A 12,759-nucleotide genomic window follows, 5' to 3' on the forward strand; every position below is an offset into this window, starting at 1 on the left:
AAGATTGATGTGTTCCCAGGGGATAGGAGAAGTCGCTTGATATCTAGTATGACGTCTGTCGCACCTGCTTGATCGCGGCCGCGATAGCTAGATCGCGTTGCTCCTCTTCTCCATCCGCGTTCCAAGCTGCGGAAAGGCACCCATAAGCGTACGCCTGGTCGAGCAGGCGACGCGGATCGACGTCCAGCGCACGAGAGAATGCGTCCGCCATCTGTGCAATGCGTCTAGGATCGAGACAAAGGTCGTCTCTGTCAGCCGGATCGTAGAACATATTGGCGGCGCCAAAGCCCACTTCACCGACCAGACCGACGGGATCTATCACCAGCCAGCCGCGACTGGAGAACATGATGTTTTCATGATGCAGATCGCCATGTAGCCCACGCAGTTCCGAGGCATTGCTCATCATTTGATCGGCTATAATCGCCGCGTGGACGTAGTCAGTTTGACAACCTGCGTTTTGATCATCGCGCGCCCGCTGAAACAAAGCTGCAAAGCGATCCCGGATCGGGAGAAGGGCAGAAGGCAGGGGTTCCTCAGATGCGGCATACAGCTTCGCCATTAGTTCCGCTGCAATTTCGGTCGCCTGGTAGTCGCCGTGCTCGGCAACGATGTGAGAGAGCATTCGCTCCCCGGCATATTCGAGCAACATCAGATTGTTCTCACGACCGAGCAACCGGACTGCTCCCCTCCCATTGCGCCATACCAGATAGTCGGCCCCGCGCAGTTCATCAGCAATGTCTTCTATAGGTTTCAATCCCTTGACGATTGCAGGAGTCCCGTCTGGCAATGAAACTTTCCAAACGAGGCTGGAAAAGGTGTCCGCAATGAGAACAGGTTGCGAAACGTGCCAATGAGCAGGAAAAACAGGCGGCATGAACATCAACCCCAAGTCAGAGGGTCCAATCGCAGATAGAAGGCAAGGCGTTCGCGGTCGGGGGCTTCGATCCCCAATACATTGAATAGGACAGCGAAGGCGCGCTCTGCTTCATCTGGCGCTGCCCAGTTCTCTTCGGCGTTAGCAATCATGAGTGCCAAATCGGCATAGCGATCTGCTGTTCCGAGCCGCCCAAGGTCGATCAGACCCGTGCATTGAAGAGTTTTAGGGTCCACCATGAAGTTCGGCATGCAGGGATCACCATGGCAAACAACCATATCGGTGCGCTCTTGGTCGAGCCGCACCGGTAGCTCTCGTTCGACACGAGCCAAAAGATCGAGCTGCGGCGTACTCTTGTCCTCGTCCGGTAAGAAGTCGGGATTGACGGCATTGCGGGACACCACATCAACGGCGCGTCCGAACATTCGCGACAGCCTGCGCTCAAACGGACATTGATCAACCGATAGGCTGTGAACAGCGCCAAGTTGCTGCCCCATTGACGGCCACGCTTTGAGCAAATCCGCTCCAGACAGATCAGCCGCCGGTACTCCCGGAATTGCCGTTATCACCAAGCATGCACCCTCCTGTTCCTCCTGCCAGTTGATCACCTCGGGGCAAGCCACACCTCGACCTTTGAGCCAAATGAGGCGGTCACGCTCTCCAGCGAGCTCACCGCGGCGGGAAGCAGGTGCGATTTTCGCGAAGGCATGCCCGTCACCACGTCGAAAAACAAAATCACCAGATTCTCCGCCTCTGACAGGCAACCAGTCAGAATGCGATTCACCAAAAAAAATATTAGTTCGATTCAATGGAGGTTCCTTCAGTTTTCTGATGAAGCGCGGAGGTGGCTCAACCTGCGAAAAGAAACGAGTTGCTACGTAAGTCCGAGAACATGCTTTCCATGGTCTCTGAGCTCGCCTTTGGGACCGACATATCGGTAGAGAGTGACGCGCTCGATGCCGAGTTCCTTGCAGAGATCGGAAACTGAAGTATCGCGCTGGGCCATGGCGGCTTGCGCGAGACGCACCTGAGCTTTGGTGAGCGCGAATTTTCGTCCGCCCTTGCGACCGCGCGCTCTCGCGGAGGCGAGACCCGCCATGGTGCGCTCTCGGATCAGATCCCGCTCGAACTCGGCCAAGGTGGCGAAGATTCCGAACACCATGCGACCGGACGCAGTCGTGGTGTCGATCTGAGCGCCCTTTCCAGTCAGAACCCGCAGGCCGATCTTGCGGTCTGACAGCTCCTTCACCGTGTTGACCAGATGGGCAAGCGATCGTCCGAGGCGATCGAGCTTCCAGACCACCAGCACATCGCCGTCACGCAATGACTTGAGGCAGGCAGTCAAGCCAGGGCGATCATCACGACCGCCGGAAGCAAGATCATCATAGATATTGTCCCGTTCGACACCTGCGGCGCGCAAGGCGTCGTGCTGCAGGTCGAGAGACTGCGAGCCATCGGCTTTGGAGACGCGGGCATATCCGATCAGCATGTATCACAAACGTTCGATTATGTGACAGTGTGAGCCAGAACGTGCCGGTCGTCAAAAATTGTCACTTAACCCGTAATTCTGTCTAAGGCATACAAAGGGTGTTTATGGTTAGTAAAGTGACGGCGCAAGACAGCATCGTGCAGGGGACTTGTCGTTTTCAGAAGACGGCTGCACTGAACGTCAGAAGCCGACTGCACTATAGCAGCGGAGGGGTTGGATCCATCAGGCAACGACGGGCTGCTGCCGGCCATCAGCGGACGCAGGGAGGACTTTCCGCAACCGGCCGTTCGATGCGGCACCGATGGCCTTCGCGCAGGGGTAGTGAATCCGCCAGGATTGACTTGCGCTGCCCTACCTCTCACTAGTGAGGGGCGGCAGCGCATCAAGCGGTGAGCGCACTCCGGCACCGCCAACTTTCAGCACATGCGTGTAAATCATCGTCGTAGAGACGTCGGAATGGCCGAGCAGATCCTGCACGGTTCGAATGTCGTAACCGCTGCGGAGCAAGGCCGTCGCGAACGAGTGGCGGAGGGTGTGCGGTGTGGCGGGCTTCGTGATGCCTGCTTGTTCTACGGGGCACTGTTGCAAATAGTCGGTGGTGATAAACTTATCATCCCCTTTTGCTGATGGAGCTGCACATGAACCCATTCAAAGGCCGGCATTTTCAGCGTGACATCATTCTGTGGGCCGTACGCTGGTACTGCAAATACGGCATCAGTTACCGTGAGCTGCAGGAGATGCTGGCTGAACGCGGAGTGAATGTCGATCACTCCACGATTTACCGCTGGGTTCAGCGTTATGCGCCTGAAATGGAAAAACGGCTGCGCTGGTACTGGCGTAACCCTTCCGATCTTTGCCCGTGGCACATGGATGAAACCTACGTGAAGGTCAATGGCCGCTGGGCGTATCTGTACCGGGCCGTCGACAGCCGGGGCCGCACTGTCGATTTTTATCTCTCCTCCCGTCGTAACAGCAAAGCTGCATACCGGTTTCTGGGTAAAATCCTCAACAACGTGAAGAAGTGGCAGATCCCGCGATTCATCAACACGGATAAAGCGCCCGCCTATGGTCGCGCGCTTGCTCTGCTCAAACGCGAAGGCCGGTGCCCGTCTGACGTTGAACACCGACAGATTAAGTACCGGAACAACGTGATTGAATGCGATCATGGCAAACTGAAACGGATAATCGGCGCCACGCTGGGATTTAAATCCATGAAGACGGCTTACGCCACCATCAAAGGTATTGAGGTGATGCGTGCACTACGCAAAGGCCAGGCCTCAGCATTTTATTATGGTGATCCCCTGGGCGAAATGCGCCTGGTAAGCAGAGTTTTTGAAATGTAAGGCCTTTGAATAAGACAAAAGGCTGCCTCATCGCTAACTTTGCAACAGTGCCCCTGCGTGCGCTGCTGCCATGTCCACTACCTGACGCCGGTGATGGTGATGGCCTCGCCGGAGCGGGAATTTCTTAACCTCGACGAATTTAGACGATCGGCGGGCGAGGGGATGTCGTGGCAAGGTCCGCCTTGCGCTGCTCCGCAAGGGCGACACCAGCGGGTTCGTCGGCGGCCACGCCTAGCGCGACCGCAACCAAGCGTCGAAAAAGTATACGCTCGTCACCCGCCGTCTCCTGTGCTGAGAGTCTCAGGCCGATCGGCCGGCAGGGCTCAATGTCAGCAAACGCGTGATGAGCGGTGGCCTTCAACAGTGATAAGGCGGCACCAGAGAAAAATCACTCAGGGTCAATGCCAGCGCTTCGTTAATACAGATGTAGGTGTTCCACAGGGTAGCCAGCAGCATCCTGCGATGCAGATCCGGAACATAATGGTGCAGGGCGCTGACTTCCGGTGCCAGCAGATATTTTGGCAGTTTGCCTTGGATCAGAGCCATCTGACGCAGGGCTAGTGCAGCCGGATAGTCAATAGCTACCGGCAGCGGTGCGGACTGTTGTAACTCAGAATAAGAAATGAGGCCGCTCATGGCGTTGACTCTCAGTCATAGTATCGTGGTATCACCGGTTGGTTCCACTCTCTGTTGCGGGCAACTTCAGCAGCACGTAGGGGACTTCCGCGTTTCCAGACTTTACGAAACACGGAAACCGAAGACCATTCATGTTGTTGCTCAGGTCGCAGACGTTTTGCAGCAGCAGTCGCTTCACGTTCGCTCGCGTATCGGTGATTCATTCTGCTAACCAGTAAGGCAACCCCGCCAGCCTAGCCGGGTCCTCAACGACAGGAGCACGATCATGCGCACCCGTGGCCAGGACCCAACGCTGCCCGAGATGCGCCGCGTGCGGCTGCTGGAGATGGCGGACGCGATGGATATGTTCTGCCAAGGGTTGGTTTGCGCATTCACAGTTCTCCGCAAGAATTGATTGGCTCCAATTCTTGGAGTGGTGAATCCGTTAGCGAGGTGCCGCCGGCTTCCATTCAGGTCGAGGTGGCCCGGCTCCATGCACCGCGACGCAACGCGGGGAGGCAGACAAGGTATAGGGCGGCGCCTACAATCCATGCCAACCCGTTCCATGTGCTCGCCGAGGCGGCATAAATCGCCGTGACGATCAGCGGTCCAATGATCGAAGTTAGGCTGGTAAGAGCCGCGAGCGATCCTTGAAGCTGTCCCTGATGGTCGTCATCTACCTGCCTGGACAGCATGGCCTGCAACGCGGGCATCCCGATGCCGCCGGAAGCGAGAAGAATCATAATGGGGAAGGCCATCCAGCCTCGCGTCGCGAACGCCAGCAAGACGTAGCCCAGCGCGTCGGCCGCCATGCCGGCGATAATGGCCTGCTTCTCGCCGAAACGTTTGGTGGCGGGACCAGTGACGAAGGCTTGAGCGAGGGCGTGCAAGATTCCGAATACCGCAAGCGACAGGCCGATCATCGTCGCGCTCCAGCGAAAGCGGTCCTCGCCGAAAATGACCCAGAGCGCTGCCGGCACCTGTCCTACGAGTTGCATGATAAAGAAGACAGTCATAAGTGCGGCGACGATAGTCATGCCCCGCGCCCACCGGAAGGAGCTGACTGGGTTGAAGGCTCTCAAGGGCATCGGTCGACGCTCTCCCTTATGCGACTCCTGCATTAGGAAGCAGCCCAGTAGTAGGTTGAGGCCGTTGAGCACCGCCGCCGCAAGGAATGGTGCATGCAAGGAGATGGCGCCCAACAGTCCCCCGGCCACGGGGCCTGCCACCATACCCACGCCGAAACAAGCGCTCATGAGCCCGAAGTGGCGAGCCCGATCTTCCCCATCGGTGATGTCGGCGATATAGGCGCCAGCAACCGCACCTGTGGCGCCGGTGATGCCGGCCACGATGCGTCCGGCGTAGAGGATCCACAGGACGGGTGTGGTCGCCATGATCGCGTAGTCGATAGTGGCTCCAAGTAGCGAAGCGAGCAGGACTGGGCGGCGGCCAAAGCGGTCGGACAGTGCTCCGAGAACGGGTGCGCATAGAAATTGCATCAACGCATATAGCGCTAGCAGCACGCCATAGTGACTGGCGATGCTGTCGGAATGGACGATATCCCGCAAGAGGCCCGGCAGTACCGGCATAACCAAGCCTATGCCTACAGCATCCAGGGTGACGGTGCCGAGGATGACGATGAGCGCATTGTTAGATTTCATACACGGTGCCTGACTGCGTTAGCAATTTAACTGTGATAAACTACCGCATTAAAGCTTATCGATGATAAGCTGTCAAACATGAGAATTCGCGAATGAACAAGCTCCAACGCGAGGCCGTGATCCGAACCGCGCTCGAACTGCTTAACGACGTGGGCATGGAAGGTCTAACGACGCGCCGACTGGCTGAGCGCCTCGGGGTGCAACAGCCAGCGCTCTACTGGCATTTCAAGAACAAGCGTGCGTTGCTCGACGCACTTGCCGAAGCCATGCTGACGATAAATCACACGCATTCGACGCCAAGGGATGACGACGACTGGCGTTCGTTCCTGAAGGGCAATGCATGCAGTTTTCGACGGGCGTTGCTCGCTTATCGCGATGGCGCGCGTATTCATGCCGGGACGCGGCCAGCCGCGCCGCAGATGGAAAAAGCCGACGCGCAGCTTCGCTTCCTTTGCGATGCTGGCTTTTCGGCAGGTGACGCGACCTATGCGTTGATGGCAATCAGCTACTTCACCGTCGGCGCTGTTCTTGAGCAGCAAGCTAGCGAGGCAGACGCCGAGGAGCGGGGCGAAGATCAGTTGACCACCTCAGCGTCTACGATGCCGGCGCGCCTACAGAGCGCGATGAAAATCGTCTACGAAGGCGGTCCGGACGCGGCATTCGAGCGAGGCCTGGCTCTCATCATCGGCGGTCTTGAAAAAATGAGGCTCACTACGAACGACATTGAGGTGCTGAAGAATGTTGACGAATGACAGGGGGCGGCAGGTGCGGAGGGCGCGGTTGCTTCGTCATATGAAGCAAAGTCACCTAGCTGAATTAATGGGTGTGGATCAGGCAACCGTGTCGCGCTGGGAGCGGGGCACCCTTGCATTGTCGGATGGGAGGTGGTCAGCGGTTCTTCAATTGCTTACCGGGCCTTCCGATTCATCGTACGACGCTGCGCTGAAGCGTCTGGTGCAATCCTCCGCCCACAAAGTCCATCTGGTAGCGACCGGACACATTGTTTGCTCGCGGCATCTCCGGCCAGGCAAAGGGAATTGCGGATTGACCTAGCCGAACTCCTTGGTAAATCGCTGCGTGTTTATGCGTCCCCGAGATAGTTGCGGCCGACTCTGCGCTTAATGGGCTCGGTTGGCATGAGGGGCGGCTGGGGTCACTCGAGGTGGATACCGGCCCGAACTGGAGCGAGGAACTTCCATACTGCCAAGGCGAATGCTGTGGGAGCGCATCATGCTCGCTGATGGTAGCCCGGCACTACTTGTTACCACCACAGCTTAATGCGAAGGGTGCTCCTGTTCTTGTGCATATTTTATGCGCTGCTGATTGTGCATCGAACTGATAACCTCAACGGGTCTGCTTTGTAGTTCACCACACCCCTGACGCGCGCGTGCCGGATAAGCAGAACTATGGTGCCGATGGATGTCAGGAACACTCGGCCTGGTTCGTAACTAGGTCGTCCTGCGCGATCCTGCGGCTAGGGCCGGAATCGTGCTCGCCAGTCAGGCGCTGATGAAGCCTATGGGCACTGTTGCAAATAGTCGGTGGTGATAAACTTATCATCCCCTTTTGCTGATGGAGCTGCACATGAACCCATTCAAAGGCCGGCATTTTCAGCGTGACATCATTCTGTGGGCCGTACGCTGGTACTGCAAATACGGCATCAGTTACCGTGAGCTGCAGGAGATGCTGGCTGAACGCGGAGTGAATGTCGATCACTCCACGATTTACCGCTGGGTTCAGCGTTATGCGCCTGAAATGGAAAAACGGCTGCGCTGGTACTGGCGTAACCCTTCCGATCTTTGCCCGTGGCACATGGATGAAACCTACGTGAAGGTCAATGGCCGCTGGGCGTATCTGTACCGGGCCGTCGACAGCCGGGGCCGCACTGTCGATTTTTATCTCTCCTCCCGTCGTAACAGCAAAGCTGCATACCGGTTTCTGGGTAAAATCCTCAACAACGTGAAGAAGTGGCAGATCCCGCGATTCATCAACACGGATAAAGCGCCCGCCTATGGTCGCGCGCTTGCTCTGCTCAAACGCGAAGGCCGGTGCCCGTCTGACGTTGAACACCGACAGATTAAGTACCGGAACAACGTGATTGAATGCGATCATGGCAAACTGAAACGGATAATCGGCGCCACGCTGGGATTTAAATCCATGAAGACGGCTTACGCCACCATCAAAGGTATTGAGGTGATGCGTGCACTACGCAAAGGCCAGGCCTCAGCATTTTATTATGGTGATCCCCTGGGCGAAATGCGCCTGGTAAGCAGAGTTTTTGAAATGTAAGGCCTTTGAATAAGACAAAAGGCTGCCTCATCGCTAACTTTGCAACAGTGCCTTCTACGGCACGTTTGAAGGCGCGCTGAAAGGTCTGGTCATACATGTGATGGCGACGCACGACACCGCTCCGTGGATCGGTCGAATGCGTGTGCTGCGCAAAAACCCAGAACCACGGCCAGGAATGCCCGGCGCGCGGATACTTCCGCTCAAGGGCGTCGGGAAGCGCAACGCCGCTGCGGCCCTCGGCCTGGTCCTTCAGCCACCATGCCCGTGCACGCGACAGCTGCTCGCGCAGGCTGGGTGCCAAGCTCTCGGGTAACATCAAGGCCCGATCCTTGGAGCCCTTGCCCTCCCGCACGATGATCGTGCCGTGATCGAAATCCAGATCCTTGACCCGCAGTTGCAAACCCTCACTGATCCGCATGCCCGTTCCATACAGAAGCTGGGCGAACAAACGATGCTCGCCTTCCAGAAAACCGAGGATGCGAACCACTTCATCCGGGGTCAGCACCACCGGCAAGCGCCGCGACGGCCGAGGTCTTCCGATCTCCTGAAGCCAGGGCAGATCCGTGCACAGCACCTTGCCGTAGAAGAACAGCAAGGCCGCCAATGCCTGACGATGCGTGGAGACCGAAACCTTGCGCTCGTTCGCCAGCCAGGACAGAAATGCCTCGACTTCGCTGCTGCCCAAGGTTGCCGGGTGACGCACACCGTGGAAACGGATGAAGGCACGAACCCAGTGGACATAAGCCTGTTCGGTTCGTAAACTGTAATGCAAGTAGCGTATGCGCTCACGCAACTGGTCCAGAACCTTGACCGAACGCAGCGGTGGTAACGGCGCAGTGGCGGTTTTCATGGCTTGTTATGACTGTTTTTTTGTACAGTCTATGCCTCGGGCATCCAAGCAGCAAGCGCGTTACGCCGTGGGTCGATGTTTGATGTTATGGAGCAGCAACGATGTTACGCAGCAGGGCAGTCGCCCTAAAACAAAGTTAGATGCCAGATTTGGCGTTGCGTATGCTCACAGAAAATCGACAGCCGCAAGACTGTTTTTGGCAACTCATAGCCACCACTATTTATCCTTCATACCGTAGAGGAGATTGCACGTGAAGAACTGGCTCTTTCTGGCTATTGCAATATTTGGTGAGGTCGTCGCAACTTCCGCACTGAAGTCCAGCCATGGATTCACCAAGTTAGTTCCTTCTGTTGTAGTTGTGGCTGGCTACGGGCTTGCGTTCTATTTCCTCTCTCTCGCAATCAAGTCCATCCCGGTCGGCATTGCTTATGCTGTTTGGGCTGGCCTCGGCATCGTACTTGTGGCAGCTATCGCTTGGATCTTCCATGGCCAGAAACTAGACTTGTGGGCGTTCGTTGGCATGGGACTTATCGTTAGTGGCGTCGCCGTTCTAAATCTGCTATCCAAGGTCAGCGCACATTGATCGGGCTGGCATCTAACAATTCATTCAAGCCGACGCCGCTTCGCGGCGCGGCTTAATTCAGGTGTTAGGCCGCATGGACACAACGCAGGTCACATTGATACACAAAATTCTAGCTGCGGCAGATGAGCGAAATCTGCCGCTCTGGATCGGTGGGGGCTGGGCGATCGATGCACGGCTAGGGCGTGTAACACGCAAGCACGATGATATTGATCTGACGTTTCCCGGCGAGAGGCGCGGCGAGCTCGAGGCAATAGTTGAAATGCTCGGCGGGCGCGTCATGGAGGAGTTGGACTATGGATTCTTAGCGGAGATCGGGGATGAGTTACTTGACTGCGAACCTGCTTGGTGGGCAGACGAAGCGTATGAAATCGCGGAGGCTCCGCAGGGCTCGTGCCCAGAGGCGGCTGAGGGCGTCATCGCCGGGCGGCCAGTCCGTTGTAACAGCTGGGAGGCGATCATCTGGGATTACTTTTACTATGCCGATGAAGTACCACCAGTGGACTGGCCTACAAAGCACATAGAGTCCTACAGGCTCGCATGCACCTCACTCGGGGCGGAAAAGGTTGAGGTCTTGCGTGCCGCTTTCAGGTCGCGATATGCGGCCTAACAATTCGTCCAAGCCGACGCCGCTTCGCGGCGCGGCTTAACTCAGGTGTTGGGCGCACAATAAGGCTCCTCGCTGAGTTGCTTGAAAGTTGTTACGATTCAAATTCAATCATGAGATAGCCAGCAGATGAGCACTTCCAAGAACGCAGACAAGTAAGCCGCAGCAACCTTCATTTTTCGGTTGTTGCGGCGTTCTCATGAATCCTTTTGCTCTACGAGAGCGCCGCCAAATCCTTCGTTCAAGGAGATGGTTTCGTGCGCTCAAAAAACTTTAGTTGGCGGTACTCCCTTGCCGCCACGGTGTTGTTGTTATCACCGTTCGATTTGCTGGCATCACTCGGCATGGACATGTACTTGCCGGCAGTGCCTTTTATGCCAAACGCGCTTGGCACGACAGCGAGCACAGTTCAGCTTACGCTGACAACGTACTTGGTCATGATCGGTGCCGGTCAGCTCTTGTTTGGACCGCTATCGGACCGACTGGGGCGCCGCCCCGTTCTACTGGGAGGTGGCCTCGCCTACGTTGTGGCGTCAATGGGCCTCGCTTTTACGTCATTGGCTGAAGTCTTTCTGGGGCTTCGGATTCTTCAGGCTTGTGGTGCCTCGGCGTGCCTTGTTTCCACGTTTGCAACAGTACGTGACATTTACGCAGGTCGCGAGGAAAGTAACGTCATTTACGGCATACTCGGATCCATGCTGGCCATGGTCCCGGCGGTAGGCCCATTGCTCGGAGCGCTCGTCGACATGTGGCTTGGGTGGCGGGCTATCTTTGCGTTTCTAGGTTTGGGCATGATCGCTGCATCTGCAGCAGCGTGGCGATTCTGGCCAGAAACCCGGGTGCAACGAGTTACGGGCTTGCAATGGTCGCAGCTGCTACTCCCCGTTAAGTGCCTGAACTTCTGGTTGTACACGTTGTGTTACGCCGCTGGAATGGGTAGCTTCTTCGTCTTTTTCTCCATTGCGCCCGGACTAATAATGGGCAGGCAAGGTGTGTCTCAGCTTGGCTTCAGCCTGCTGTTCGCCACAGTGGCAATTGCCATGGTGTTTACGGCTCGTTTTATGGGGCGTGTGATACCCAAGTGGGGCAGCCCAAGTGTCTTGCGAATGGGAATGGGATGCCTGATAGCTGGAGCAGTATTGCTTGCCATCACCGAAATATGGGCTTCGCAGTCCGTGTTAGGCTTTATTGCTCCGATGTGGCTAGTGGGTATTGGTGTCGCCACAGCGGTATCTGTGGCACCCAATGGCGCTCTTCAAGGATTCGACCATGTTGCTGGAACGGTCACGGCAGTTTACTTCTGCTTGGGCGGTGTACTGCTAGGAAGCATCGGAACGTTGATCATTTCGCTGTTGCCGCGCAACACGGCTTGGCCGGTTGTCGTGTACTGTTTGACCCTTGCAACAGTCGTGCTCGGTCTGTCTTGTGTTTCCCGAGCGGAGGGCTCTCGCGGCCAGGGGGAGCATGATGTGGTCGCGCTACAAAGTGCGGAAAGTACGTCAAATCCCAATCGTTGAGAGAATGTGGCAAGCTATCGCCCAACAAATCGCTGCAGCCGACCCAAAACCGCTACGCGGTTTCGGTCGGCTGAGCTCAGGCGTTAGACATCATGAGGGTAGCGGTGACCATCGAAATTTCGAACCAACTATCAGAGGTGCTAAGCGTCATTGAGCGCCATCTGGAATCAACGTTGCTGGCCGTGCATTTGTACGGCTCCGCAGTGGATGGCGGCCTGAAGCCATACAGCGATATTGATTTGTTGGTTACTGTGGCCGTAAAGCTTGATGAAACGACGCGGCGAGCATTGCTCAATGACCTTATGGAGGCTTCGGCTTTCCCTGGCGAGAGCGAGACGCTCCGCGCTATAGAAGTCACCCTTGTCGTGCATGACGACATCATCCCGTGGCGTTATCCGGCTAAGCGCGAGCTGCAATTTGGAGAATGGCAGCGCAATGACATTCTTGCGGGTATCTTCGAGCCAGCCATGATCGACATTGATCTAGCTATCCTGCTTACAAAAGCAAGAGAACATAGCGTTGCCTTGGTAGGTCCGGCAGCGGAGGAATTCTTTGACCCGGTTCCTGAACAGGATCTATTCGAGGCGCTGAGGGAAACCTTGAAGCTATGGAACTCGCAGCCCGACTGGGCCGGCGATGAGCGAAATGTAGTGCTTACGTTGTCCCGCATTTGGTACAGCGCAATAACCGGCAAAATCGCGCCGAAGGATGTCGCTGCCGACTGGGCAATAAAACGCCTACCTGCCCAGTATCAGCCCGTCTTACTTGAAGCTAAGCAAGCTTATCTGGGACAAAAAGAAGATCACTTGGCCTCACGCGCAGATCACTTGGAAGAATTTATTCGCTTTGTGAAAGGCGAGATCATCAAGTCAGTTGGTAAATGATGTCTAACAATTCGTTCAAGCCGACCGCGCTACGCGCGGCGGCTTAACTC

General features: G+C 56.4%; 15 protein-coding genes and 1 pseudogene. 9 read left to right on the plus strand and 7 right to left on the minus strand.

The features are described 5' to 3' along the window. Window positions 1-43: 43 nt before the first annotated feature. The 4 genes and pseudogenes from K5L94_RS07960 to K5L94_RS07975 all read right to left on the minus strand — a co-directional run. Complete coding sequence (locus K5L94_RS07960) at window positions 44-880, minus strand: aminoglycoside O-phosphotransferase APH(6)-Id (protein ID WP_000480968.1); 837 nt, start codon at window positions 878-880, stop codon at window positions 44-46. After that, window positions 880-1,683, minus strand: a complete 804-nt coding sequence (gene aph(3'')-Ib / locus K5L94_RS07965; protein WP_001082319.1) for an aminoglycoside O-phosphotransferase APH(3'')-Ib — start codon at window positions 1,681-1,683, stop codon at window positions 880-882. Before aph(3'')-Ib ends, K5L94_RS07960 begins: the two co-directional genes overlap by 1 nt. Window positions 1,684-1,748: 65 nt before the next feature. Continuing rightward, window positions 1,749-2,363 (minus strand): recombinase family protein, encoded by a 615-nt coding sequence (locus K5L94_RS07970; protein ID WP_000904906.1) that lies wholly within the window; start codon window positions 2,361-2,363, stop codon window positions 1,749-1,751. Between the two features lie 351 nt (window positions 2,364-2,714). Beyond that, window positions 2,715-2,936, minus strand: a pseudogene (locus tag K5L94_RS07975) (tyrosine-type recombinase/integrase); the annotation flags it as partial. A gap of 65 nt (window positions 2,937-3,001) precedes the next feature. Between K5L94_RS07975 and K5L94_RS07980 the strand changes: the two are divergent. After that, window positions 3,002-3,706, plus strand: coding sequence for an IS6-like element IS26 family transposase (locus K5L94_RS07980; RefSeq protein ID WP_001067855.1), 705 nt, complete (start codon window positions 3,002-3,004; stop codon window positions 3,704-3,706). Between the two features lie 357 nt (window positions 3,707-4,063). Here the strand turns inward: K5L94_RS07980 and K5L94_RS07985 are convergent, their stop codons facing one another. Further along, window positions 4,064-4,342, minus strand: coding sequence for a site-specific integrase (locus K5L94_RS07985; RefSeq protein ID WP_000015696.1), 279 nt, complete (start codon window positions 4,340-4,342; stop codon window positions 4,064-4,066). Between the two features lie 265 nt (window positions 4,343-4,607). Here K5L94_RS07985 and K5L94_RS21945 point away from each other — a divergent pair, with 265 nt between their 5' ends. Further along, entirely contained in the window at window positions 4,608-4,736 is a 129-nt protein-coding gene (locus tag K5L94_RS21945) for a type VI secretion protein (RefSeq protein ID WP_001260374.1), read from the plus strand. 55 nt (window positions 4,737-4,791) lie between these two features. On the opposite strand, the gene tet(C) is transcribed toward K5L94_RS21945, so the two are convergent. After that, a complete protein-coding gene (gene tet(C) / locus K5L94_RS07995; RefSeq protein ID WP_001297013.1) occupies window positions 4,792-5,982 on the minus strand; it encodes a tetracycline efflux MFS transporter Tet(C) in 1,191 nt (396 codons plus the stop codon). 92 nt (window positions 5,983-6,074) lie between these two features. On the opposite strand from tet(C), the gene tetR(C) reads away from it, so the two are divergent. The 3 genes from tetR(C) to K5L94_RS08005 all read left to right on the plus strand — a co-directional run bounded on the left by tetR(C) (window position 6,075) and on the right by K5L94_RS08005 (window position 8,271). Next, window positions 6,075-6,734 (plus strand): tetracycline resistance transcriptional repressor TetR(C), encoded by a 660-nt coding sequence (gene tetR(C), locus K5L94_RS08000; RefSeq protein WP_001038045.1) that lies wholly within the window; start codon window positions 6,075-6,077, stop codon window positions 6,732-6,734. Next, window positions 6,721-7,035, plus strand: coding sequence for a helix-turn-helix domain-containing protein (locus K5L94_RS21960; protein ID WP_061342203.1), 315 nt, complete (start codon window positions 6,721-6,723; stop codon window positions 7,033-7,035). Before tetR(C) ends, K5L94_RS21960 begins: the two co-directional genes overlap by 14 nt. Window positions 7,036-7,566: 531 nt before the next feature. Further along, entirely contained in the window at window positions 7,567-8,271 is a 705-nt protein-coding gene (locus tag K5L94_RS08005) for an IS6-like element IS26 family transposase (protein WP_001067855.1), read from the plus strand. Here K5L94_RS08005 and K5L94_RS08010 read toward each other — a convergent pair. Beyond that, a complete protein-coding gene (locus K5L94_RS08010; RefSeq protein ID WP_015057121.1) occupies window positions 8,162-9,121 on the minus strand; it encodes a class 1 integron integrase IntI1 in 960 nt (319 codons plus the stop codon). The two genes, K5L94_RS08005 and K5L94_RS08010, sit on opposite strands and share 110 nt — an antisense overlap. Window positions 9,122-9,371: 250 nt before the next feature. On the opposite strand from K5L94_RS08010, the gene qac reads away from it, so the two are divergent. From qac to K5L94_RS08030, 4 genes are all read left to right on the plus strand, one after another. Next, window positions 9,372-9,704 carry a quaternary ammonium compound efflux SMR transporter QacL gene (gene qac, locus K5L94_RS08015; protein WP_015059047.1) on the plus strand — a complete coding sequence of 111 codons (333 nt, stop codon included), beginning with the start codon at window positions 9,372-9,374 and terminating at the stop codon, window positions 9,702-9,704. A 73-nt stretch (window positions 9,705-9,777) separates the two neighbouring features. Further along, complete coding sequence (gene aadB, locus K5L94_RS08020) at window positions 9,778-10,311, plus strand: aminoglycoside nucleotidyltransferase ANT(2'')-Ia (protein WP_000381802.1); 534 nt, start codon at window positions 9,778-9,780, stop codon at window positions 10,309-10,311. A 254-nt stretch (window positions 10,312-10,565) separates the two neighbouring features. Beyond that, the gene (locus K5L94_RS08025; RefSeq protein ID WP_042862943.1) at window positions 10,566-11,825 is read left to right on the plus strand and encodes a chloramphenicol efflux MFS transporter CmlA10; all 1,260 of its coding nucleotides are present in this window, start codon (window positions 10,566-10,568) and stop codon (window positions 11,823-11,825) included. A gap of 92 nt (window positions 11,826-11,917) precedes the next feature. Beyond that, window positions 11,918-12,709: an ANT(3'')-Ia family aminoglycoside nucleotidyltransferase AadA2 gene (locus K5L94_RS08030; RefSeq protein WP_001261740.1), complete on the plus strand. Its 792-nt coding sequence runs from the start codon at window positions 11,918-11,920 to the stop codon at window positions 12,707-12,709. Window positions 12,710-12,759: the final 50 nt, after the last annotated feature.

Source organism: Stenotrophomonas forensis (assembly GCF_028752115.1).
In the GTDB taxonomy this organism is placed as follows: Bacteria; Pseudomonadota; Gammaproteobacteria; order Xanthomonadales; family Xanthomonadaceae; genus Stenotrophomonas; species Stenotrophomonas forensis.

What these genes read in the sequence shown, in the direction of transcription:
- K5L94_RS07970 (WP_000904906.1), bottom strand. Translation starts at nt 2,363, where the DNA reads ATGCTGATCGGATATGCCCGCGTCTCCAAAGCCGATGGCTCGCAGTCT.
- K5L94_RS21945 (WP_001260374.1), top strand. Translation starts at nt 4,608, where the DNA reads ATGCGCACCCGTGGCCAGGACCCAACGCTGCCCGAGATGCGCCGCGTG.
- K5L94_RS08005 (WP_001067855.1), top strand. Translation starts at nt 7,567, where the DNA reads ATGAACCCATTCAAAGGCCGGCATTTTCAGCGTGACATCATTCTGTGG.
- K5L94_RS07980 (WP_001067855.1), top strand. Translation starts at nt 3,002, where the DNA reads ATGAACCCATTCAAAGGCCGGCATTTTCAGCGTGACATCATTCTGTGG.
- K5L94_RS21960 (WP_061342203.1), top strand. Translation starts at nt 6,721, where the DNA reads ATGTTGACGAATGACAGGGGGCGGCAGGTGCGGAGGGCGCGGTTGCTT.
- aadB (WP_000381802.1), top strand. Translation starts at nt 9,778, where the DNA reads ATGGACACAACGCAGGTCACATTGATACACAAAATTCTAGCTGCGGCA.
- K5L94_RS07985 (WP_000015696.1), bottom strand. Translation starts at nt 4,342, where the DNA reads ATGAGCGGCCTCATTTCTTATTCTGAGTTACAACAGTCCGCACCGCTG.
- K5L94_RS08030 (WP_001261740.1), top strand. Translation starts at nt 11,918, where the DNA reads ATGAGGGTAGCGGTGACCATCGAAATTTCGAACCAACTATCAGAGGTG.
- K5L94_RS08010 (WP_015057121.1), bottom strand. Translation starts at nt 9,121, where the DNA reads ATGAAAACCGCCACTGCGCCGTTACCACCGCTGCGTTCGGTCAAGGTT.
- K5L94_RS07960 (WP_000480968.1), bottom strand. Translation starts at nt 880, where the DNA reads ATGTTCATGCCGCCTGTTTTTCCTGCTCATTGGCACGTTTCGCAACCT.